This is a genomic window from Cytobacillus sp. T106, assembly GCF_040492155.1.
GTDB classification, from domain to species: Bacteria; Bacillota; Bacilli; order Bacillales; family Cytobacillaceae; genus Bacillus_AB; species Bacillus_AB infantis.
Genome location: NZ_JBEUMK010000002.1, coordinates 121,240 through 143,477, shown reverse-complemented (window position 1 = coordinate 143,477; position 22,238 = coordinate 121,240). Strand labels below are relative to the sequence as shown.

The 22,238-nt window shown below is 46.5% G+C and carries 25 protein-coding genes; 11 read left to right on the top strand and 14 right to left on the bottom strand.

Annotation, left to right across the window (positions count from 1 at the left end; genetic code table 11):
* The first annotated feature begins 139 nt into the window (after positions 1-139).
* On the top strand, positions 140-703 hold the full coding sequence (ahpC, locus tag ABU165_RS05165; RefSeq protein ID WP_009794427.1) for an alkyl hydroperoxide reductase subunit C: 564 nt from the start codon (positions 140-142) through the stop codon (positions 701-703).
* Positions 704-717: 14 nt separating this feature from the next.
* Positions 718-2,247 (top strand): alkyl hydroperoxide reductase subunit F, encoded by a 1,530-nt coding sequence (ahpF, locus tag ABU165_RS05160; protein ID WP_101548780.1) that lies wholly within the window; start codon positions 718-720, stop codon positions 2,245-2,247.
* A gap of 110 nt (positions 2,248-2,357) precedes the next feature.
* Here ahpF and ABU165_RS05155 read toward each other — a convergent pair whose 3' ends face one another.
* From ABU165_RS05155 to ABU165_RS05135, 5 genes are all read right to left on the bottom strand, one after another.
* Positions 2,358-3,557 carry an MFS transporter gene (locus tag ABU165_RS05155; protein WP_318059704.1) on the bottom strand — a complete coding sequence of 400 codons (1,200 nt, stop codon included), beginning with the start codon at positions 3,555-3,557 and terminating at the stop codon, positions 2,358-2,360.
* Positions 3,558-3,577: 20 nt separating this feature from the next.
* A complete protein-coding gene (locus ABU165_RS05150; protein ID WP_318059703.1) occupies positions 3,578-4,183 on the bottom strand; it encodes a TetR/AcrR family transcriptional regulator in 606 nt (201 codons plus the stop codon).
* A gap of 141 nt (positions 4,184-4,324) precedes the next feature.
* Positions 4,325-4,639: a putative quinol monooxygenase gene (locus tag ABU165_RS05145; RefSeq protein WP_318059702.1), complete on the bottom strand. Its 315-nt coding sequence runs from the start codon at positions 4,637-4,639 to the stop codon at positions 4,325-4,327.
* 47 nt (positions 4,640-4,686) lie between these two features.
* On the bottom strand, positions 4,687-5,799 hold the full coding sequence (locus ABU165_RS05140) for a metallophosphoesterase (RefSeq protein WP_318059701.1): 1,113 nt from the start codon (positions 5,797-5,799) through the stop codon (positions 4,687-4,689).
* A gap of 592 nt (positions 5,800-6,391) precedes the next feature.
* On the bottom strand, positions 6,392-6,643 hold the full coding sequence (locus tag ABU165_RS05135) for a hypothetical protein (RefSeq protein ID WP_318059700.1): 252 nt from the start codon (positions 6,641-6,643) through the stop codon (positions 6,392-6,394).
* Positions 6,644-6,840: 197 nt separating this feature from the next.
* Between ABU165_RS05135 and ABU165_RS05130 the strand changes: the two genes are divergently transcribed.
* From ABU165_RS05130 to hpaB, 4 genes are all read left to right on the top strand, one after another.
* Entirely contained in the window at positions 6,841-7,608 is a 768-nt protein-coding gene (locus tag ABU165_RS05130; protein WP_353762578.1) for an SDR family NAD(P)-dependent oxidoreductase, read from the top strand.
* Between the two features lie 44 nt (positions 7,609-7,652).
* Positions 7,653-7,955, top strand: a complete 303-nt coding sequence (locus ABU165_RS05125; RefSeq protein WP_094767952.1) for an ArsR/SmtB family transcription factor — start codon at positions 7,653-7,655, stop codon at positions 7,953-7,955.
* Between the two features lie 218 nt (positions 7,956-8,173).
* Positions 8,174-9,073 carry a phosphotransferase enzyme family protein gene (locus ABU165_RS05120; RefSeq protein WP_318059698.1) on the top strand — a complete coding sequence of 300 codons (900 nt, stop codon included), beginning with the start codon at positions 8,174-8,176 and terminating at the stop codon, positions 9,071-9,073.
* Positions 9,074-9,350: 277 nt separating this feature from the next.
* The gene (gene hpaB / locus ABU165_RS05115; protein WP_224948737.1) at positions 9,351-10,796 is read left to right on the top strand and encodes a 4-hydroxyphenylacetate 3-monooxygenase, oxygenase component; all 1,446 of its coding nucleotides are present in this window, start codon (positions 9,351-9,353) and stop codon (positions 10,794-10,796) included.
* 49 nt (positions 10,797-10,845) lie between these two features.
* Here the strand turns inward: hpaB and ABU165_RS05110 are convergent, their stop codons facing one another.
* The 3 genes from ABU165_RS05110 to ABU165_RS05100 all read right to left on the bottom strand — a co-directional run bounded on the left by ABU165_RS05110 (position 10,846) and on the right by ABU165_RS05100 (position 12,416).
* A complete protein-coding gene (locus ABU165_RS05110; protein ID WP_101549646.1) occupies positions 10,846-11,619 on the bottom strand; it encodes a DUF817 domain-containing protein in 774 nt (257 codons plus the stop codon).
* Positions 11,620-11,702: 83 nt separating this feature from the next.
* On the bottom strand, positions 11,703-11,927 hold the full coding sequence (locus ABU165_RS05105) for a helix-turn-helix domain-containing protein (protein ID WP_009794440.1): 225 nt from the start codon (positions 11,925-11,927) through the stop codon (positions 11,703-11,705).
* Between the two features lie 9 nt (positions 11,928-11,936).
* On the bottom strand, positions 11,937-12,416 hold the full coding sequence (locus ABU165_RS05100) for a DUF2975 domain-containing protein (protein ID WP_148949930.1): 480 nt from the start codon (positions 12,414-12,416) through the stop codon (positions 11,937-11,939).
* 265 nt (positions 12,417-12,681) lie between these two features.
* Here ABU165_RS05100 and ABU165_RS05095 point away from each other — a divergent pair, with 265 nt between their 5' ends.
* Entirely contained in the window at positions 12,682-13,551 is an 870-nt protein-coding gene (locus ABU165_RS05095; RefSeq protein WP_009794442.1) for an SDR family oxidoreductase, read from the top strand.
* A gap of 80 nt (positions 13,552-13,631) precedes the next feature.
* On the opposite strand, the gene ABU165_RS05090 is transcribed toward ABU165_RS05095, so the two are convergent.
* Together ABU165_RS05090 and ABU165_RS05085 are read right to left on the bottom strand one after the other, a co-directional pair.
* Positions 13,632-13,832, bottom strand: coding sequence for a hypothetical protein (locus tag ABU165_RS05090; protein WP_318059697.1), 201 nt, complete (start codon positions 13,830-13,832; stop codon positions 13,632-13,634).
* A 102-nt stretch (positions 13,833-13,934) separates the two neighbouring features.
* A complete protein-coding gene (locus ABU165_RS05085; RefSeq protein ID WP_009794444.1) occupies positions 13,935-14,531 on the bottom strand; it encodes a cupin domain-containing protein in 597 nt (198 codons plus the stop codon).
* A 200-nt stretch (positions 14,532-14,731) separates the two neighbouring features.
* Between ABU165_RS05085 and ABU165_RS05080 the strand changes: the two genes are divergently transcribed.
* Positions 14,732-15,268, top strand: coding sequence for an MEDS domain-containing protein (locus tag ABU165_RS05080; RefSeq protein WP_094767947.1), 537 nt, complete (start codon positions 14,732-14,734; stop codon positions 15,266-15,268).
* Positions 15,269-15,680: 412 nt separating this feature from the next.
* On the opposite strand, the gene ABU165_RS05075 is transcribed toward ABU165_RS05080, so the two are convergent.
* A complete protein-coding gene (locus ABU165_RS05075; RefSeq protein WP_318059979.1) occupies positions 15,681-17,306 on the bottom strand; it encodes a catalase in 1,626 nt (541 codons plus the stop codon).
* A 330-nt stretch (positions 17,307-17,636) separates the two neighbouring features.
* Here ABU165_RS05075 and ABU165_RS05070 point away from each other — a divergent pair, with 330 nt between their 5' ends.
* Together ABU165_RS05070 and ABU165_RS05065 are read left to right on the top strand one after the other, a co-directional pair.
* Positions 17,637-18,068 carry a DUF4395 domain-containing protein gene (locus tag ABU165_RS05070; protein ID WP_318059696.1) on the top strand — a complete coding sequence of 144 codons (432 nt, stop codon included), beginning with the start codon at positions 17,637-17,639 and terminating at the stop codon, positions 18,066-18,068.
* 137 nt (positions 18,069-18,205) lie between these two features.
* The gene (locus ABU165_RS05065) at positions 18,206-18,532 is read left to right on the top strand and encodes a hypothetical protein (RefSeq protein ID WP_009794454.1); all 327 of its coding nucleotides are present in this window, start codon (positions 18,206-18,208) and stop codon (positions 18,530-18,532) included.
* A 230-nt stretch (positions 18,533-18,762) separates the two neighbouring features.
* On the opposite strand, the gene ABU165_RS05060 is transcribed toward ABU165_RS05065, so the two are convergent.
* The 3 genes from ABU165_RS05060 to ABU165_RS05050 form a co-directional block, all read right to left on the bottom strand.
* Positions 18,763-19,221: a hypothetical protein gene (locus tag ABU165_RS05060; protein ID WP_009794455.1), complete on the bottom strand. Its 459-nt coding sequence runs from the start codon at positions 19,219-19,221 to the stop codon at positions 18,763-18,765.
* A gap of 3 nt (positions 19,222-19,224) precedes the next feature.
* Entirely contained in the window at positions 19,225-20,013 is a 789-nt protein-coding gene (locus ABU165_RS05055) for a hypothetical protein (RefSeq protein WP_318059695.1), read from the bottom strand.
* 338 nt (positions 20,014-20,351) lie between these two features.
* Positions 20,352-20,813 carry a DIP1984 family protein gene (locus ABU165_RS05050; protein ID WP_318059694.1) on the bottom strand — a complete coding sequence of 154 codons (462 nt, stop codon included), beginning with the start codon at positions 20,811-20,813 and terminating at the stop codon, positions 20,352-20,354.
* Positions 20,814-21,148: 335 nt separating this feature from the next.
* Here ABU165_RS05050 and ABU165_RS05045 point away from each other — a divergent pair, with 335 nt between their 5' ends.
* Entirely contained in the window at positions 21,149-21,910 is a 762-nt protein-coding gene (locus ABU165_RS05045; protein WP_318059693.1) for an SDR family oxidoreductase, read from the top strand.
* Positions 21,911-22,238 lie beyond the last annotated feature (328 nt).

Below are 22,238 nucleotides of genomic sequence, written 5' to 3'. Positions count from 1 at the left end.
TTGCTTGTGCCTATCCCTTGACAAACCACACCCTAATATATAATAATTTATATCTGATTATAATAATTATAGATAAGTAATAGTGACGTCCTGTGGGCATGCTATTATTTTCTAAAAAAAATACTTAGGAGGAATTCAAATGTCTTTAATTGGAAAAGAAGTACTGCCATTCTCAGCAAAAGCTTACTTTAACGGTGATTTCATCGATGTAACAGAAGAAAACTTCAAAGGAAAGTGGAGCGTAGTCTGCTTCTACCCTGCAGATTTCACTTTCGTATGCCCAACTGAGCTTGAAGACCTTCAGAACGAATATGCAACTTTGAAAGATCTTGGAGTTGAAGTGTACTCTGTTTCAACAGACACTCACTTTACACATAAAGCTTGGCATGACCACTCAGAAGCAATCAGCAAGATCGAGTACGTTATGATCGGTGACCCATCACAAAAGATTACTCGCAACTTCGATGTTCTTGACGAAGAGGAAGGCCTTGCAGACCGCGGTACTTTCATCATCGATCCAGACGGCATCATCCAGACAGTTGAAATCAATGCAGGCGGCATCGGCCGTGACGCAAGCACAATCGTCAACAAAATCAAAGCAGCCCAATATGTACGCAACAATCCAGGTGAAGTTTGCCCTGCTAAATGGCAGGAAGGCGGAGAAACACTTAAGCCAAGCCTTGACCTTGTAGGAAAAATCTAAGGAGAGAAATTCAAATGGTACTAGATGCAGATATAAAAGCACAGTTAGCTCAATATCTTCAATTAATGGAAGGCGAGGTCCTGCTCAAGGTCAGCGCAGGCTCTGACGACGTCTCCCGCGATATGCTGGCACTGGTAGACGAATTGGCCTCCATGTCATCCAGCATTAAGGTGGAAAAAGCAGAATTGCATAGGACACCAAGCTTTAGTGTGAATCGGATCGGTGAAGATACAGGAGTAACTTTTGCCGGTATCCCTCTAGGACATGAATTCACTTCACTGGTGCTTGCTTTGCTGCAGGTCAGCGGAAGGGCACCTAAAGCCGACCAGAAGGTTATTGACCAGATTAAAAACATCAAAGGCGAATATCGCTTTGAATCATATATCAGCCTGAGCTGCCATAACTGCCCTGATGTGGTACAGGCACTCAATCTGATGAGCGTTCTCAATCCAAACATCACGCATACGATGATTGACGGCGCCGCTTTCAAGGAAGAAGTCGAAAGCAGAGACATCATGGCTGTTCCGACAGTCTTCCTGAACGGCGAATCATTCGGCAGCGGCCGCATGAGCCTTGAAGAAATTCTTGGCAAAATGGGCAGCGGCCCGGATGCATCCGAGCTGTCTGATAAAGACCCTTACGATGTCCTTGTTGTCGGCGGCGGCCCTGCCGGCGCGAGTGCGGCAATCTATGCGGCACGTAAAGGCATCCGCACCGGCATTGTAGCCGAGCGTTTCGGCGGCCAGGTTATGGATACTCTTGGCATCGAGAACTTCATCAGTGTCAAGCATACGGAAGGCCCTAAGCTTGTTGCAAGCCTTGAGGAGCATGTGAAAGAGTACGGCATTGATGTTATGAACCTTCAGCGCGCGAAGAGCCTGGAAAAGAAAGACCTGATCGAACTTGAACTTGAAAATGGCGCTGTGCTGAAGAGCAAGAGCGTCATCCTTTCAACAGGTGCCCGCTGGCGCAATGTCAACGTCCCTGGTGAAGCTGAGTTCAAGAACAAAGGTGTGGCATACTGCCCTCACTGTGACGGCCCGCTCTTTGAAGGTAAGGATGTTGCCGTTATCGGCGGCGGAAACTCCGGAATTGAAGCGGCAATCGACCTGGCCGGCATTGTCAAGCACGTAACTGTCCTTGAATTCATGCCTGAGCTGAAGGCCGATGCTGTCCTCCAGGACCGCCTGTACAGCCTGCCTAACGTAACTGTCCTGAAGAACGTTCAGACAAAGGAAATCACAGGTACTGATAAAGTGAACGGCATTTCCTATATTGACCGTGAGACAGGAGAAGAGCATCATGTTGAGCTTCAGGGTGTCTTCGTTCAAATCGGTCTTGTGCCAAACACAGACTGGCTCGGCGATTCAATCGAGCGTACACGCTTCGGCGAAATCATCGTGGACAAGCACGGCGCGACCAATGTCCCTGGTGTATTTGCGGCCGGCGACTGCACAGACAGCGCCTATAAGCAAATCATCATTTCCATGGGATCCGGCGCGACCGCTTCCCTCGGTGCGTTTGATTACCTGATCCGCAACTAAAATGAAAGCCGCTCTGCTATTGCAGCAGAGCGGCTTTTTTATATATTTTCTACGGTTACCGCAGCAGCAAGAAAAAAACTGACTGGCATTAAACCAATCAGCTCCCTTTATCACCCGGCAGACAACTTCCCCGCCACTTTTTTCTTCCTTTTCCCTGGTTCCGCCCATAAGAATGAAAGGCCAATCGAAAGGACAATCATAACGGCTGCAAAATAAAAGGGATAGTCAAAATCCACATCAAAAAGCATCCCGCCGATGATCGGTCCCAAAACATTGCCTATGCTTGTAAACATTGAGTTCATGCCTCCGACAAACCCCTGCTCATTCCCTGCTATCTTCGAAAGATAAGTGGTGGCGGCAGGCCTTATCAAATCAAAGCCGACGAAAACCGTCATTGTAACCATCAGAATCGCTGCATAAGAGTTCACCGTCGTCATCAAAAATACCAGCACAGCCGAAAAGATCAGGCAATAGCGGATGAGCCGGATTTCCCCGAGCCAAATCGTGAGCTTGCTAAAGAAGACAATCTGGACGATGGCACCAAGAATGGCTCCCCCTGTAATCATAATAGCGATATCTTTCGGCGAAAATCCGAACTTGCGATCGGCAAATAATGAGAACAGCGACTCAAAGGACGCCAGGCCAAAGGCAGAGATCAGAATGATCACAAACGGGATGAAATAGATTGGTGCGAAGATCCTCTTTAAGCCGGCTTTCTGTGTCCCGGCTTCCTCCGCTTCCTCATTTTCCGGATTCCGCTCCGGCTCTTTCAGCGTCATCAGCGATAATACAGCCGCACCAAGGGCAAATGCCGCGGCAAAAAAGAACGGAAGCCTTGTGTCAACTTCAGCCAAAAATCCGCCGATGGCAGGCCCGATAATGAATCCTGTCGAGATGGCCGCGGACATATAGCCAAGCGCTTTTGGCCTGGATTTAATCGTTGTAATGTCAGCAATAAACGCCGTAACAGCAGGCATGATGAACGCCGCACTCACGCCTCCAAGGATGCGGGAGACAAATAGAGGCATAACAGACTGCCCCAGGCCGAACAAGAGCTCAGAGGCGCTGAAAATGAACAGGCCAATCACAATCATCCTCTTCCTGCCGAACTGGTCTGCCCATCTTCCCGCTATAGGCGACACAATCAGCTGGGCGCCCGCGAAGGCAGCAATCATATAGCCGACAACCGTACCCGATATATTCAATTCATTCATAATGGCAGGTGTAACAGGAATCACTAGGCCGATTCCTAAAAAGGCAATCAGCAGATTCATAAGCAGAATGGCCAAAGCAATATTATTTCTTTTCATACCTTTTCCTCCTGTAAGTATCATGTCCTGCTGCGCTTACTGGATACCCCTCTCCAATAGACACGCCAGGAAAAATCAAGCTTCTCCTGGACCCTTGATGCATCTCCTGTCAACAGCTCGAAAAACAAACCATCCAGCACACCCGTATACGCCACTGCGGCCGGCCTCGCCCCCACCTCGCTGTCAATCCGTCCGTCCTCTTCTCCCTTACTGGCAGCGAGGATAAGCATTTCTTCGAGATGATCGACATATTTCCGGCCGAATTCCTCCGCCTCTTTTGAAAGATGGGCAGGCTGAAAAAAGAGCATCCTTAATAAAAACTTCGTAAAGTCATCGTTTCCATAGCGGTCACGGTATTGTAAAAGAAAATCATAAAGGAAGTCCTCAAGCTGGCTCTCCTTATGGGTTTCTGCATAGTCATCCAAAAACCTCAGTTCTTCCTCCAGCACATCATCCAGCACTTCCAGCAGCAGCTCATCTTTTCCTTTGAAGTGTGTATAAATAGACTGCTTCCTGATACCGACTTCTTCTGCAATATTCGCCATCGAGGCCCCTTCATAGCCGAACTGGGCAAAATGCTTCAGAGCAGTCATTTTGATTCTTTCACTGGTCAGCTCAACAGCCACAGTTAAATCCCCTTCCTAACGTTCGTTAGTCATATTAAACACCGAAACCGCTGGAAAGTCAACCGAATGATTTGAGTTTCTCACCCTCCTGAAAAAAGAAAAGCCGCCAGAGACTGGCAGCTGATTTTCCCCTGTTCAATATTAAGAGCCGGAGATACCCTTTCCTCCCCTGGCTTCCATGGTGCTGATCCGCTCCATCCCGGTAATGATAGGCTTGGCGCGCTTGATTAAGGTCTGGGTTGATTCAAGGGACAAAGAGTTTTGATGGGCAGCCTCATCGCTCCACAACTCGTAAACATAGACAGCATCCGGCTCAGCTTCTGTTGTATGGACAAGATAGATTTCGCATTCATTCAGTTCCTTCATGGATTCCGCTGCTTCAAGAAGGATACTGACCATATGATCACGTTCCCCTTCTTTTACTGTAAACCTGCCGAACAGACTGAATTTATTCATGTAGTGTCCTCCTATTATTTAGACTGCTATAAGAATGCCCAGATCCTTTAATTTGCAAGCACAGCAGCAGGCAGAATTTCTTTCCTTATCCAGCCGGTCATCCCGTCCTTTTTGATCAGTGCAAAGCCTGAGCAGCTGTCATCCAGAACAGACACAGCATCCCCTTTACTCACGGCTATAAGAGAGCAGGAAACATCAGATTTCACCTTGTACCTGCCATTCTCTTCTTGCAAGATGTATTCATTTTTCACATAAAGCAGCTCGTCCTTACCCGGCTGCCTGCATAAGGTAAAATGCTCATCTTCTTCAAAAGGAACGATATCATAATCAGGGTAAAGTATGGCCCCCTTCATATCAAAGGTTTCAGAGAAATCCTTAACGGCCCGGCAAGCAGGGATTCCGTCCACATAGGCATGGGAGAACATATCCTCACCAGCATTCCTCTGGATGATGAAGGCGTTCAATTGCCCTTTATCCTTCACCCTGTTCCCGCCATCGATGCTGATTATTTTTTTCTCCCGATCAATGATTGGATTATCACTCGGAATATCTTTAGAATAATTCACAACAGGCCAATGGCCGACGACTACAAACTTCTCTGCCTGATGGGATTTTTCCAGAAAAGAAGGAATCGAAATAGCCTTATCCCTGTCTGTCTCCCTCCAATTTCCCAAATTCTCCAGCCCTGCGTGGACGAAGATATAATCTTCTGTTTCGATAGCTGTCGGCAGGCTGGACAGCCACTCGATTTCCTCTGAAAAATGCTCTATCAAGACTTCTTTTACCTCACTGATGCTTGTCTGTTCATTCAGCGGGAACCCCGCGTCTGCCAGCCATTCATTGAAAAGGCAATAGCGCCTTGTCAGTAAATAACTGATAAGCAATGGATTTTCTGCAAGCAGCTCCCCAACCAGAGCCTCGCAATTTCCTTCAATCACCTGCACCCGGGGATTGAGCGATGCAAGCTCCATTATGTATTTCACAGTCTCCTTGCTGTTCCTGCCCTTTTCACAAATATCGCCGTTGATAATGAGGTAATCCTCACTGTTAAAATCAACCTTTTCCAAAAGCTCCTTGAAAAGGCCAATTTCTCCGTGGATATCCGAAGTGACGATTATCCTGGCATCCTTTGGTATGTGCAGTTCTTTTATTTTATCCACTAGCGTTCTCCTTCTGTCTCCTTATTTTTACGATAATAACAGGATTCGTTTCTGAAAAAGGAAACCCTTCATATTAGGCATCATCAGAGTCTTCCAATGGCGGCTGCTCTGGCACCCTCTGGTTGCATTTTTGTGATTCAGGGGGTTTTAGTTTCTCTGACTAGCACCCTCTGGTTGCACTTTTGCGATTCAGAGGATCTTAGTTCCTCTGACTAGCACCCTCTGTTTGCACTTTTGTGATTCAGAGGGTCTTAGTTTCTCTGACTAACACCCTCTGGTTTGGTTTTTGCAATTCAGAGGGTCTTAGTTCCTCTGACTAGAACCCTCTGATTGCATTTTTGTGATTCAGAGGGTCTTAGTTTATCTGACTAACACCCTCTGGTTGCAATTTTGCGATTCAGAGGGTCTTAGTTCCTCTGACTAGAACCCTCTGATTGCATTTTTGTGACTCAGAGGGTCTTAGTTTCTCTGATTAACACCCTCTGATTTGGTTTTTATGATTCAGAGGGTCTTAGTTTCTCTGACTAGCACCCTCTGGTTTGATTTCTGTGGTGCAGAGGGTTTTAGTTTCCCTGCCTGGCATCCTTTGGGCCTATTCCTTTCCCCTTTGCTCCAAGGCCTGCTTTTCATTTCCTCTCTTGAAATTGCCAGTTGCCTTCGCCATGATTAATTGTGTTTCCTTTTCGTTTAAAGCTGAATCCATTCTTTTTAAAAACCTCTCAGCCTCTTTTCCTTTGAGAATCTTCACTTGCTTTCCGAAATACTCCAGAGAAACTGTATTCTCTTTATTGATACGATAACTGAAGGGGGTCTCTTCCAGCCGGTTTCTTTTATCGGTATTCATCTTTTCCCTCTATTCATGAAGCGCTGAAATAGCTCTTACGGATAGATTCTCCATTGCTGGGCTTCATCCCTCTTCTGTCATTTAAGATTCTTCCACAATAAAATACTTGCAAGAAGTTTCCCTTCGTCATATTATACGTTTAAACACTTAAACACTTAAACTTTTAAACATTTATATAAAAGATGGAGGTTTTAATGATGAAAAAATCTGTTTTAATTACAGGCGCAACCAGTGGCTTAGGATATGACTTTGTAAAATTGTTTGCTGCAGACGGTTATGACTTGGTATTGGTGGCCAGGAATAAAGCAAAGCTGGAGGAAATTAAAAAAGAGTTCCAAGATCTTTCGGTTTTAACCATCAGTAAGGATTTGAGTATAGCAGGCGCGGCAAAAGAGGTTTATGAGGAAGTCTCAGCGGCTGGAATATCCATTGATGTGTTAGTGAATAATGCAGGCTTCGGGCTTATGGGGCCATTCCATGAGCTGGATATTCGGAAGCAGGCAGAAATGATCCAATTGAATGTCACCGCCCTTACTGAGCTGACCTATCATTTTCTGCCTGGCCTTAAGAGTCAAAAGGATAAGGCCAGAATCCTGAATGTTGCCAGTACTGCTGCCTTCCAGCCTGGCCCTTTAATGGCTGTTTATTATGCGACGAAAGCTTATGTATTATCATTGTCAGAAGCCCTGGCCGAAGAACTGGCAGATACAAATGTCACCGTCACCACCTTATGTCCGGGTGCCACTAAGACCAATTTTGCCTCTGTTGCAAAGGTGGAAAAAACCAAAATGTTCAGCGGAGCCATGGATTCAAGTGAGGTTGCACAGCAGGGATACCGGGCCCTGATGGCTGGAAAGCGTGTGGTCATTACGGGCACCTCGAATAAGCTTGGGGCCTATGCCGCAAAATTTCTTCCAAGAAGCGCGACGGCCAAGATCGCTAAATATGTTGCAAAAGACGCTTAAATAAGCTTTAATTATGGGAGAAAAAGGCTAAAGGAGTTTGTTCGATGGGACAGCAGGCAATTGAAGTATTCCGTTCATGCATACCGCTTTTCACGGCATTAAGCGATCCCGCAAGACAGGATATCATTTTACTCTTGGCCGATCATGAAAGCTTAAGTGTAAATGAAATAGCGGATCAGTCTGCCTTATCCAGGCCGGCTATTTCCCATCATTTAAAAATCCTTCGGGACCAGAAGCTTGTTGCAATGGAACAGCGGGGTACGCAGCGTTATTATTCCCTTACACTGGACCAATCAGTTGAGATGCTGAAGGCCCTGATCCATATCGTTGAGTCGGAGTGTTTGTAATCATTGGCAGGACAGTTTAAAGCCAGCAAATAAAATATACTAATATATCCTTTATAAGATTCTCCTGCAGCCCAGGGGGATCTTATTTTTTTCATCATACTGCTTGTAATCTTTGTAAGCCCCAGCACTTTACAAGTTAATTCAGAAACGATTTCCTTCTGCCTAAGATCAGCTTATACTACTAATAAATTCATGTTCTCAGGGAGAGGGATTTTAGTATGAAAGAGAGATATGAGCGTCTCAGCGGCGGTTTCCACAATGAAGTATTCTACGATAAAAACGATAATAGAATCATAAGGATTTCTGCTAACGGCAAGTCAGCAGAAGAAGTACGGCAGGAGCTTCAGTGGATGGATTTCTTACACAGAAACGGAATTCCTTTATCAAAACCTGCCCAGGAAATTGAATTGGATGGCGGACTGGTAAAGGCTTACTTCGAATATGTCAAAGGGAACCCTGTTGACGTGACCAATCCCACCCATTGGAACGAAAGGAATTTTGAACAGTTCGGCCGGATATTGGGGAGGATGCACGCTTTATCAAAAGAATATAGGATTGAGGGTAATAGGCGGCCTGTTTGGACGAAAGAGAATCCGGATGTGTTTGGCATCAAAGATGATCTTGCTGGCTGGCTAGAGAAGGAATATGACCGTCTGATGGAAGACCTGCAGCCATATAAACTGTCTCTGGACACTTTTGGGCTCATCCACAATGACTTTCATCAAGGGAATTTTATCGTTCGGGAACATGGGGAAATCGTGGTAATCGACTTTGACGAATGCGCCTGTAATTGGTTTGCGCAGGATCTGGCCGTGCTGTTTTACCACGCCTACTGGCAGCAGGACTCGTTCATCGGGGAGGCAGAAGCTTTCTCACGCCGGTTTATGCATCATGTTTTTAGCGGATATCAGTCCGAAACAGAGCTCCATCCCGACACAATTGCCCAGATACCGATTTTTTTAAAATTAAGGGAGATTTTCTTATATCAGTTATTCCGCCGAAAATGGGATAAAGCTCATTTAGAAGATTGGCAGGAATATACACTCGAGGATTTGAAGCGGAAGATTAAGAATCGTGAACCTTATGCGGGAGTAGAGGACTTCTCTGCTTATCTATGAATAGTTGCCCGGAGAGAACCGGAGGCTTTGCTTCAGCAGCCCGAGGGATAGACTGCCAACGTTTAGTCCTGCAAAATGCTAAGCCAGCTGCTCGATTTGAGCCGCCGGCTTTTTTTTTGCGCTGGGGCTTCAAAATCCGCGATTGACCACAAGAAAACCAGCAGCCCATTCAAAAACAGGGCTTTTCCCCCTGGAACGAACAGCCAAGCCGGACAATACAGTGATAATAGCTTAAAGGCACGTTCTGTTGGCCAAATATGTAAAGGGGATTGGGACAATGGGAATTCGGAATGGGAAGGAATTCATTGAACGATTGGATCTGATGGAAAATGAGGTCTGGCTGGACGGGGAAAGGGTCGCGGGGAAAATTTCGGAGCATCCTGCTTTTAAAGGAATTGTGACGGCAAAGGCCTCTCTCTATGATAAGCAATGCGATCCGCCATTGCAGGAAGAGCTGACATTTCGCATACCTGGCACCGCAGAGCTGGCAGGCCTGTCATACCTGAGGCCTCAAACAAAAGAGGATTTGCTGAAGAGAAGAAAAATGACTGAGCATTGGGCAATGAGCACCCACGGCATGATGGGCAGAAGCCCGGATTATATGAATACGGCGGTCATGAGCCTTGCTGCCTCTGCCTCTGTCCTCGCGGGCAGGGAAAACTGTTTTCCCGGGCATGTGCAGGCACTTTATGAACGTGCCATCCATGAGGATCTCTCGTTCACGCACACGCTCATCACCCCCCAGGTCAACCGTTCTGCCTTCTACTTGGGCTCTGACACCCCGATCTCGGCGAAGGTAGTGGAGAAGAACCATAATGGCCTGGTCATCAAGGGCGCCCGCCTTTTGGCGACCCAGGGAGGATTGACCGATGAACTGCTGGTGCTCAGCTCACCCGGCAGGTTTGATACGGAGGAGGCATTTGCTTTTTCCATCCCCTCCAACACGGATGGGCTGCGATTCATCTGCAGGGAATCCTTTGCAGGCGATGGCTCTGCCTTTGATTACCCCCTCAGCTCCCATTACGATGAAATGGATGCTATCGTCGTGTTTGATGATGTCCTGGTCCCTTGGGAAAGGGTATTTCTCTATGACAATGTCGAGGCTGCGCTGGCGTTCAAAAATAAGAGCAGCTTCCATTCCTTTGCCTATCACCAGGCATTGATCAGGCAGATCGTTAAAACGGAATTCATCCTCGGCATTGCCGAATCTATTGTAAAGTGCCTCAATGTCAGTGAATATCAGCATATACAAGCCAAGATGGCCGAAATCATCATAGGCCTTGAATCGATGAAAGCGCTGCTCGAGAAGTCAGAAAACGATGCAATTCCCGATGAGTTTGGATGCATGCGCCCGAGCATTGTCCCTCTCCAGATTGCCAGTAATCTTTTCCCTGAACTATATCCCCGTTTTTGCGAGATTATCCAGGTTATCGGCGCAAGCGGCCTGACTTCACTGCCGACTGAAAAAGATTTTGAATCAGGCATCCGGGCTGACCTTGATCAATATCTTCAAGCGGAAGGCTTGAATGCAAAGGAACGGGTCCAGCTCTTCCGTTTGGCCTGGGATTTGACGATGAGCCCCTTTGGCACAAGGCAGACCCATTACGAAAGATATTTCTCCGGCGATCCGGTCCGGCTTGCGAGCACTTTATATCATACTTATCCAAAGGAAGACTTTGTCCGCAACATCAGTGAATTCCTGCAGCAGCGAAAATCAGATTAGTATTAAACAAAGCCGCATCCCCCTGCAACAAGGATACGGCTTTTTGAAATTAATGGGACTTCCCCTTGACCAGCTTCAGTGTCGCAACAATCAGGAAGCTGACAATCACCAGCAGCAGCCAGGAGCTTACCTTGCCAAGGTGGACAAGGCTCCAGGCATCCTGCTGGTTCGGATATTCCCACGCCCCGAAAAAGGTGGCGATATTTTCTGCTATCCAGATAAAAAATCCGATCAGTACGAATGATAGGGAAATCGGCATACGGTGCTTGATTCCTCCAACCTCATAAATGACCCAGGAACGCCAAAAGACTATGATTACAAGCCCCGAGAGCCACCAGCGGATGTCAATCCAATAATGATGTGTGAAAAAGTTCAGGTAGATGGCAGCAGCCAGCGGGACAACCAGCCAAAACGGCGGCCACTCTACCAGTTCAACCTTCAGCCTCCGCCACGCCTGGCAAAGATAGCTGGCAACGCTCGCATACATGAATCCGCTGTATAACGGTACGCCTCCAACCTTGAAGAAGCCTTCTTCCGGATAAGACCAGGAGCCCATATGGACCTTGAACAGCTCAAGCGCAAGCCCGATCAGGTGAAAAAGTGTGATAACCTTTAATTCATCGCGCGTTTCAAGTCCTGAGCGCAGCATCACCCATTGCATCACAAGGCAGATGAGGAGCAGCCAGTCATACCGCGGCAGGAACGGAAGCGGGATGATCTTCGTCAGGGCCAAGGAAGCAAAGATAACGACAGGGAAAAGGCAGGACAACGCCTGCTCCCAGCCAAAACGGCAGAGCTGCTGTGCTCCTCCAATCACCTGCATCCTTACTTTTCTTTTCTTAACATCATTCTGGATGGCTATGCTCATATGAAACCTCCCCTTATCCGGACAGAATTTGAACTAATTCACCGTTCCGGCTCTTCATCGTCCTTTTGGTATTCCAGGATATCCCCCGGCTGGCAGTCCAGCGCTTTGCAGATGGCTTCCAGAGTCGTCAGCCGGATTGCTTTTGCTTTTCCATTTTTCAATATGGAAAGATTGGCCATGGTGATGCCGACCCTTTCTGACAGCTCTGTCACGCTCATTTTGCGTTTCGCCAGCATCACGTCGATACGAATGATAATTGCCATGTTTTCACCTCAGACCGTCAGATCATTTTCTGACTTGATATCGATCGCATTCTTCAATAATTTTTGGAGGACAGCGGCAAATACAGCAATCACAACGGAACCGAAAATGATGATCAATCCGATCAGGATGATGCCGGGGGCATCGTCGATCTCTGCCGCAAAATAAAAGAGCGGCATAGCTGCTGTATACAGCAGCATAATCGCAGCGGCACAATTTCTTATCGTCCTCAAAGCCCTCACAGCCATTTCTGAGAATGCGTTGTTATGGTCGATATAATTTAAAAGCTTGAATGCCTGAAACAAAGCAGCGAAAAACGGAACGGCCGATATATACATAACAGCCAAAATGCCATACAGCAGATTCCGCCATTCCAAACCGCTTTGGCTTGCATTGATTGCAAGAGAAGGCAGTCCGAATAAACATAATGCCAGTATCGGAGCCCCGATAAGGAAGATGGCTATTTTCAAAAAGAGTGTTTCCCTTTTCATTTCATACACCTCACAGGTTAAGTTATATTGATTTTAAATTATTTTTTATTGATTTTCAATAAACTTTTAATGATTTTTATCATTTTTTTGTTGCGATAAGGATTTCCCCCCTTAGAAACAAGCTTGCATAAAGAGAGCCCGGCTCATGAGAGATCAGCATTCAAAATCCTGTTTTAAAACCAACCTCAAGGGTAAGAAAACTATATGGCTTATAAGTGATATACATCACAAAGCAACTATATGGTGAGAAAGGATTGACTAATCAATGGATAAAGACATGCCAAAACAGATTCCCGGACAAATGCAGGAACGCCAGCCAGGCTTTGAAAATGAAATGGAGCCCCGCCCCGACTTCACGCAGAATCTTGCAGGAAAAGGTGAAAGGCTGTCAGGCAAAACCGCGTTGATCACAGGCGGAGACAGCGGGATCGGCCGTGCTGTCGCTGTTGCTTTTGCGAAGGAAGGCGCTGATGTAGCCATTTCCTATCTCGATGAGCATGACGATGCGGAGGAAACAAAAAAGTATGTGGAACAGGAAGGCCGCCGCTGCCTGCTGATTGCCGGCGATATCGGTGAAGAATCTTTTTGCCAGGAAGCCGTGGAAAAAGTGGTTTCTGAATTCGGCAAGCTCGATATCCTCGTCAACAATGCCGGGGAGCAGCATACCCAGCCATCCATTAAAGACATCACGGCAGAGCAGCTTGAGCGCACATTCCGCACCAATATCTTCAGCATGTTCCATCTGACAAAAGCTGCACTTGACCATATGAAGCCTGGCAGCTCTATCGTCAACACCACGTCCATCACAGCCTTCCAGGGCGCGCCGAAGCTGATTGACTATTCTTCAACGAAAGGTGCCATCCTTGCCTTTACACGTTCCCTTTCAGGATCTCTGGTCGAACAGGGAATCCGGGTAAATGCCGTGGCGCCAGGCCCGATCTGGACACCGCTCATCCCCGCTTCTTTTTCTAAAGACGAGGTAGACGGTTTTGGCAGCGAAGGAGAATTCAAGACGCCAATGGGACGCCCGGGACAGCCGAGCGAACTTGCGCCAGGCTATGTATACTTTGCATCTGATGAATCTTCTTATGTAACTGGGCAGGTGCTGCATATTAACGGGGGTACTCCGTACTAAGAGTGCTGCAGAGCATATACAACGTAAAAAATAAGACCCGTACTCTTGTTGATTCAGGAGCCGCGGGTCTTTTTCTGCTTTTATTCACCTTTATTCCACACAATGCTATAAGAAATGTTCAGCTTGTCCCAAATCCAAGCATGAAGAATGTCCTCCAGAATCTTCCGCTCTGCTTCCTCATCCAGGTTTTCGGCAACTCCCAGCTCCTCAAAGGTAAAAGTTTCACATGTGCGTGAATCGATGTATTTTGTATCAAAAGAAAAAGTGACGTTTTTGGCCATTGTGTCCCCCTGTGCAGAATTTATATGTATAATACCATAATTAACCATAATTTTATCAAAAAGAAAGCTGCCCCGCCCGGCAGCCCTCTTTAATCTTATAGCCTAATACCCCCACCCATAAGGATACCCTCCATAATTGGAGCGATAACCGCGGTTTTGTTCTGCAGCCTCAGCAGCCGCTTTAGTTTGATGGACGGTGCCAAATGGATGATTGGGAGGCGCATAGATCGAGTACAGCTTCAGCGGTTTGTTCCCGGTGTTCGTAAGATTATGCCATGTGCCTGCAGGAATGAATATGGCCGAATCATCGTACACATTTCTCCTGAAATCCAGATTATTTTTCTTCTTCCCCATCTGGACGACACCCTGGCCTTTTTCTATACGGAGGAATTGGTCGAGGTTATTATGCCTCTCGAGTCCAATGTCCTCGCCGGGCTTCAGGCTCATCAGCGTCAGCTGCAGGTGCTTGCCTGTCCAGAGAGCTGTACGAAAGTTTTTGTTCTGTTTCGTCGCTTCATTGATATTCACGACAAACGGGTTGGGGCCATAATCCTTTAGCGGCACCCGAAAGTCCCCATGGGGCAAGGAATAAAAGCTGCTTCCATACCCTGCCTCCAGCGGATAGTGCCCGAACAAAGGCTGACTCCTGACTCCGGCAAGCCGCTCCACTGGATAAGGACACATATGATATCCATACATAATTTCTCAGTCCCTTCACTTCTATTCGGGATATCTTATGCATGGAAATAGGTGAATGACATACTTTTAAAATCAGAGAGATCTTTTCTTCCCCTAGTCCTATAGCACTTAATCTAAATCCTTGGCTTCAGGAGGCATCAATTTGTTCAAAACTATGTTACGCTTATTGGAATATGTCAAAAATTTAATGGGGTGCAAATTTGAAAAGTACTCGTGTAAACGAAGTGAATGAGCTTCAAAGCCTTGCCAAAGGACATGTACTATATTTTTTCAGGAACCAGGAGCTTTACCTCTCGCATGTAGAAGAGTATATCATCACCGGAATTAAACTGAATGAATATTCCGTTATTATAGAAAATGACCGATTGACTTCAATGATTAAACATAGACTTTCCAAAAAATTAGATGACCATCGCCTGCAGAAAGTCGTTTTCATAAACAACTATGACTTTTATTATGCAAAAGGCGATTTCCGGGTGAATTCAATCTTTGATTATCTTCCAAAGGTACTGGACGATTATTCAGAAGAGAATGCTGTAGTACGAAGCTGGGCTCATGTAGAATGGCGGGACGAAGAAGAAATAAGCAGCAAATTACTGGCATCTGAAGAAGAAGCGGATGCCATCGTGTCCGATAGCAGAATCCTATCGGTTTGCGCCTATGACTCAGAGCTGGCAAGCGATGATTTTAAGGCAGGTCTTCTCGCCTGCCACAACTATCTGCTGTGTGATAAATAGAGTTAAATGGCTTCCGGGTAACCGGGAGCTTTCTTAATTTTCGCTTGCCTTTACGGTTTTCAAAAAAAAATGCTCACCCGCCATTTGAAAGCAACGCTGGATCTACTTGAAGAAAATCTCCACTTATATATGGAAAAGGCTGGTACTACGACTGCAATACAGAACCTAACAAACGAATCTCAATCTCCAATCATGGAGAATGCTTTGATGTTGCTTACTCTGTAAAAGAGATGGACTGCTTATATGCAGTCCATCTCTACTTTGGTCAAAACGGGAGACACTCTGAATAGACTCACTCTCTTGAGTGACTCACAGCATCCTCCCCCCATATCCAGATCCTTCTCCAACAAAAAAAGCCGCCCGGCCCACCAGTCATCCTGATGTCCCGGGCAGCCCTTCGGCTTATAGCGTATTAATATGGATCAGCTTCGTGGCCTTTGTCCACGGCTTCTCTCGTTGCCTCGTTGGCAGACAATGAGCCTTGGCCGTATTTGGATTGTCCTGCTTCACGGCCGGGAACATTGTCTTCCATAGACATTTCGTTCAGCTCTTTCGTTCTTTTTTCAATGCCTTCCTTCACGCGGCGGCCGTAATCTTCATCCGCCTGTGTGAAGTGCTCGACCATAGCGTCCTGGATGCGCTTATTGCACGCAGCAAGCGCTTCGGACAGGTTCTTGATCAGCTCATCGCGCTCCCAATCCTCCAGGCTGCGATAGGTATGCCCTGCCTGTCCATAGTTGTTCGGGCGGTCGATCGGCGCGCTCATGGCTGCTGCATTATAAGTCGGCTGATGCGGTGCCGGGCTCGCTTCTCCCACTTCCTCAAAACCGCCGAGCATGGATGGCTCATAGTTGATATGCGGATTGTCCCCGGATTCCTTCGGATCGCGGACATCCATCTGGCCACGCTGCTGATTTGTGCGGACAGGCGCTTTTGGTGCATTGACCGGCACTTTCAGGTAGTTGGCGCCGACGCGGTAGCGCTGGGTATCAGAATATGAGAAAGTGCGTCCCTGGAGCATTTTATCGTCGGAGAAGTCCATTCCATCGACCAGGACACCTGTTCCAAAGGCAGCCTGTTCAATCTCGGCATGGAAGTCAACCGGATTGCGGTCAAGGACCATGCGGCCAACCGGCAGCCATGGGAATTTGTCTTCCGACCAAAGCTTCGTATCATCTAGAGGATCGAAGTCCAGCTCAGGATGGTAGTCATCCTCCATGATCTGCACATACAGCTCCCATTCCGGATAGTCGCCGCGTTCAATCGCTTCATACAGATCCTGTGTAGCATGCCCCACGTTCTTCGCCTGGATCATATTCGCTTCTTCCTGTGTCAGGTTGCGGATGCCCTGCTTTGGCTCCCAATGGTACTTAACAAGCACCGCTTCACCTTTGTCATTGACCCATTTGTACGTATTAACGCCAGAGCCCTGCATATGGCGGTAAGTCGCAGGGATGCCCCATGGCGAGAACAGGAATGTGATCATATGCGTGGCTTCAGGCGTGCGGGAAACGAAATCAAACATCCGCTCAGGGTTAGGCACATTTGAAGCAGGATCAGCTTTGAAAGCATGAATCATATCAGGGAACTTCATCGCGTCGCGGATAAAGAAAATCTTAAGGTTGTTCCCGACCAGATCCCAGTTTCCATCCTCAGTGTACATTTTTACTGCAAAACCGCGCGGATCACGCGCTGTTTCAGGAGAGTCCTTCGCCCCTGCCACTGTGGAGAAGCGGACCATCAGCGGGGTCTTCTTCCCTGCACCTGAAAATACTTTCGCGCGGGTATATTTTTCGACTGGCTCATCGCCAACTTTTCCGTATGTCTCAAAATAGCCGAATGCCCCTGACCCGCGTGCATGGACGACGCGCTCAGGCACTTCCTCACGGTCAAAGTGGGAGATTTTTTCAATAAAGTGGTAATTCTCAAGTGTAGCGGGACCGCGGTTGCCGATCGTCCGTATATTCTGGTTATCTCTTACAGGATGGCCTTGGCGGGTCGTCAGCTTCTCGCGCTTCACATCATCGCCCTTTTGCATATTCTTATCCTTATTCTGATCCAAACTGCATAACCTCCTCAAATTAATCACCTTTATCTTTTCTAGTTAAGGAAATTTTATACAACAATAAAGGATGATTTTGTAAAATGATTTTCTTGCTATGTAGGTCTTAAGATGATATTGACCGGGGAACTTAAAGGTAAAAACAGCTGTTACAACTAAATTTTTACCCGGCGGATACCCCATTTAAACTGTCTATTATAAAAAAATAATTATAATTAGAGAAATACTTTTCACTTTCAAAACTGCTGCAAAATGAGTATGATAATATAAAACCTCAAATCCCTATACGAAAGGTCGTATTAATAAATGGCAGAAACAGTACGTTCAATTCCCCGTCTCCTCGTCAGGACCAACCAATGGTTCATTGTCATCAGTGTTGTTGCCAGCTGGCTGACCGGGCAGGAGTGGATTTTAGCGATCCCGCTTATTGCCGGTCTGATGGGCCTCCTGTTCGGATTCAACCCCATCATGCGGGCCGCCAGAACATTCCTGAAGAAAGAACCGTCTGCCTATATCCCTGAGGAATGGGACCAGCAGCAGTTCAACCAGGTTATTGCAGTTGTGTGCCTTGCCGGAGGACTGGTGTCCTATTCATTAGGATTCACAGTCCTGGGCCATATCTTCACCATCATGGTCGCTCTCGCTGCATTCGTTGCCATCCTCGGCTTCTGCATCGGGTGCTTCATAAGATTCCAGCTGATCAGATTGCGTGCCAAGCGAAGAATGAGCCAGAATTAATAAAGCGAGGGAACCTCAGATCAGAGGTTCCCTCATCTATTTTTCTTTAAAAAACAGAAATGATCATTTTCCCTATTATACAAGCCCTCTCCATATCAATCAGTATTCATAGAATATAGAGGAAAGGGGGTTTAATAATGGCACAAAAGACATTTAATAATCGCAGCGCAGCCACCCTGCAAATTGCTCTCCTCGTCCGGCAAGGCGAAAACCCGGCCAACTTTGATGGAGATGTTTATTTTACACTGGCGCCTGGACAAACAAGAACGATTACCTATGGAAATGCACAGAACGTGTTCCTCAACGGAATTGTGCTGAGTACAAACTTTAATGGCGATATTTATAATAAAACGCAGATAGTCACCGAAAGGGGAAGCCAGCTCGATAATCTATTAAATACAAATAGCATTATTGATATTCTCCCCATCTCAACTGACTATGTCATTTTCGGCCGCAATGCTTAGTTAAGCAAACCGTTTAAGGTGAACCGCCCAGTTTTGAGAGGGCCGTTCACCTTAACTTTTGATAATCTACAATGATTATTGAAGCCTCTTCCTTCGAAGATCCCGGCAGGATCAGCACGCAAAGAAAGTGATGATAAGGGCTCTCTCCAAGATCAGCCTGGATATGGTACAATATTACTTTCCAAAAGAAAAAGCCGCCTGAACAGCAGCCTGAATTCTTCCTCCTCTATTCACTTCACCTTCGCCACTCCAAGTGCATAATGGCCAAACAGTATATTTTCAACCAGCTCACCTTCAGCGTCCTCGCATTCTACAATGAGGATGACCTCAGAATGGACTCCTTTCAGCTGCCTTCTTTTCTTTTTTACGATTGCTTCTGTAAAAAGGCGGATACCAACACCAATTAAGAAACCGGCAGCTGCGGTAATCAGCCCCCAGTAGATCGGACCCCATGCTAACTTAAATCCGATGCTAGCCCCGACAACAGAGAAGGCAGTCGCGAGCGCCGCCCCGATGTCAATAAGGGAAGTTCCATCAGAACGGTTCAGGCCATCGAACAGCTTATGCTTCTCCTGGCGATTATCCAAAGGGACGATATAGATTTTTTCACGCTTAATTCCCTTCTTCTCCAGAGTAGAAACCGCCATTTCGAGTGAACTGCTATGTTCAAATGTTGAAAACAGCTGCATTAGTCATTTCACCTTCTGACCTTTTAGAATCCGAAAAGAGGATGATTGGTAGTTTTTCCTGAAATATGCCCGCTGTTCTTTGTTAAATAACTTATTGTTCTCTACGGTGTTGATATAAGAGTCATATAATGAAAAGCCGTATAAGGACGGGAAAAATAACAGCCACTCCGCATGTATGACAGCCGTCGATTTCTCAATATCCCCCATAAATAAGTACGAAAGAGCTTCAAGGCCATGGGAGTAGTAAAAAAAGACGACCACCCAGATGATAGTGAAAAAAGCAGATACAATCCGATGTATGTATAACTGGCCCAAGCCCGGCACAAAAAACGACCACATTATCGCCATAACGGGATTGCGCTTATCTAGATAGTTTATCTCCATAGCTCCCATGCTGAAGGAGTTGAACTGATGCTCCTCCCTTTCTGCGAGTACATGGATCTGATTTAAATCGACCGTCGTCCGGTAGCTGTCCCAGATGGCAAAGATATAGACCGGGATATAAATCAGCAGCCACCTTACTTCCAAAATTTCTTTTGCCCTTTCAATTTCTCCTTGAAAAGAATATACCATTGCTAAATTGAGCTTCGATTTAATATTTACGACTACTTCCCAAATGAATAGCACAAATCCCCGAAGATATTTTGATAAAAGAAGATGGCCAAAACCCGGAAAGGCAGCGCTCCACCAGGCAATGATATAGGGGTTCCGCAGATGGATCTGTGTAGTTCCCAAAATGCTCACATGCGCTCTGTACCTTCGGGCTGTATTGTCATTCGTATAGTTATTCATAGCCTTCCACCTTATCTGCATCCTGATTGTATTATCCTTCCTCCCATTCCTTCTTTTATCCAGCCCGCTCTGTAAAAATAAAAAGGGCACCGATCCTTCAGATCAGCGCCCATGCCAAATTTTGCTATTTCCCCTATCCGCCCTCACGAAACGAGAATCAATGCCCGGTTGTTAGGTGTTATCTGTAAATGGTTCTGAGGTTACAATACTGGGTATGAGCTGTGAATGAGGAGTTGAACCTCAGGGCCACCCCGAACCCCGACCATTAAGTGCAGCTTGACCCTGCTGCAGGGTTTGGCATTCGCCTTCCCGTACGCTACCAACTTCCATAGCAATAATCAGCGTTCCATCAATTCTGTTTTCCAGTTCAATTCCTGAATCTTTACATCCAGGGTCCTGTATCTCTGGGATAATTCATCCACAAACTTTTGGGTTTCTTTCACATCAATCATTGAAACATATTTGATTTCCGACCGTGAATAGCGGTCATGCCGGATGGTTGCATGCCCCAGCAGGTCGCTGTAAATCGTTCGTTCCTGCCCGATCAGATCCCTGCTTGTGAGTGCGTCAGCGAGCGACTGCGACTGATCATAAGGGGTATGGATATTGGTGCGGTTAATGTTTTGAATCAGGCTTTTTAGTTTTACCAGGATCTCTGTCAATTCTTCCATTAACACCTGAGGCTCCTCATTCGGAAGATCCCCCTCCTGGACTCTCGCATTCTGGCTCAGCCGGTTCCTTAATTGCTCGACCCTCTTCTGGTAATCCGAACGTAAAATCAAGGCCTCTGCTAATTTCATAAATGACCCTCCCATTGTTTATACTATTATAGTTTCGATTCTTTCCGGCAAATTCCTGCCGGGTAAAACAGTTTGCTGGCTTGTACTGCTTCCAGAGCCTTATGATGATGCTGCAGAAAGCCGGATGAACCTTTCTTCGAAGGGGTATACAGTAATTGTGGATATCATTCTTATTAGCAAAGGTTTTCAATCATCTTATTGTGGATATGGCTCGATTATGGGCAAATCCCGGAAATCCTGCTGTGGATATCTTGATTATCAACAATCATAGGGGGGATATCGACAGTTTTATGTGGATAGGGGAAATCATCAATTGAAAGAGAAGAGGTGCCAGAATGAAACTTTCAGGAAATACAATACTTATTACAGGCGGTGCTGCAGGAATCGGGCTGGCTTTTACTGAGAGATTTATTAATGCCGGCAATACTGTCATTGTCTGCGGCCGGCGGGAAAGTGTCCTGCAGGAAGCTAAGGAGAAATTCCCTGGACTGATTATAAGAGTTTGTAATTTGGCTGTGGAATCAGAGCGATCGGCCTTGTTTGACTGGGTGGAGGAAAATCATCCTGAGGTAAATGTACTGGTGAACAATGCCGGGATTCAGCAGCGCTTTAATGTGCTGAAAGCAGATGCGAAGAAGGACTGGGGCTATTTTAACAAAGAAATCACTACAAATATTGAGGCGCCTTTCCACCTTTCAATGCTGTTCGCTCCATTCCTGGCAAAGAAAACGGAAGCGGCCATCATCAACGTGACTTCCGGGCTGGCGTTTACGCCGCTCGTCATTGCACCAATCTATTCCGCTACGAAAGCAGCGTTCCATTCCTTTACCGTCAGCCTGCGCCACCAGCTTTCCGGAACACCAGTGGAAGTGATTGAAATCGCTCCTCCTGCAGTCAACACGGACTTAGGCGGTGCCGGACTCCATACCCAGGGCGAACCTTTGAATGAATTCGCAGATGGAATTTTTAAAGGACTGGCGGAGGGCAAAGAAGAAATCGGCTATGGCTCTTCTGTCGAACGTCTGCGTATGTCCCGGGATGAACTGGATGCACATACTGCGAAGATGTACCAGGCTATGAAACACACTATCGAATAGGTCTTTTCCCGCTTAATATCTCAATGGAGGGCTCAGTGCCGGGCCCTCTTCACTTTTCTTGCATCAATGGCAGGAAAAACTGCATAAAAAAACTGCTATTTTCTAGCAGTAATTGTTAACGCCCTGCGGAGTAAAAGTATGTCCTGGTGAATGCTTTTCCTTACTTGGTCATCGCTGCATAGCATAAGTTCATCTCTTAAACGTCCAAGCTCTCTGCTGATTAGTAAGTGTTCCGCCTTACTAAGCATAGTGAATCGCTCCTTTTTACATAGGAAGGACACTATGTCTGTACAAGGTTAACACTATTTGTTTCCCTTTACAATAACAG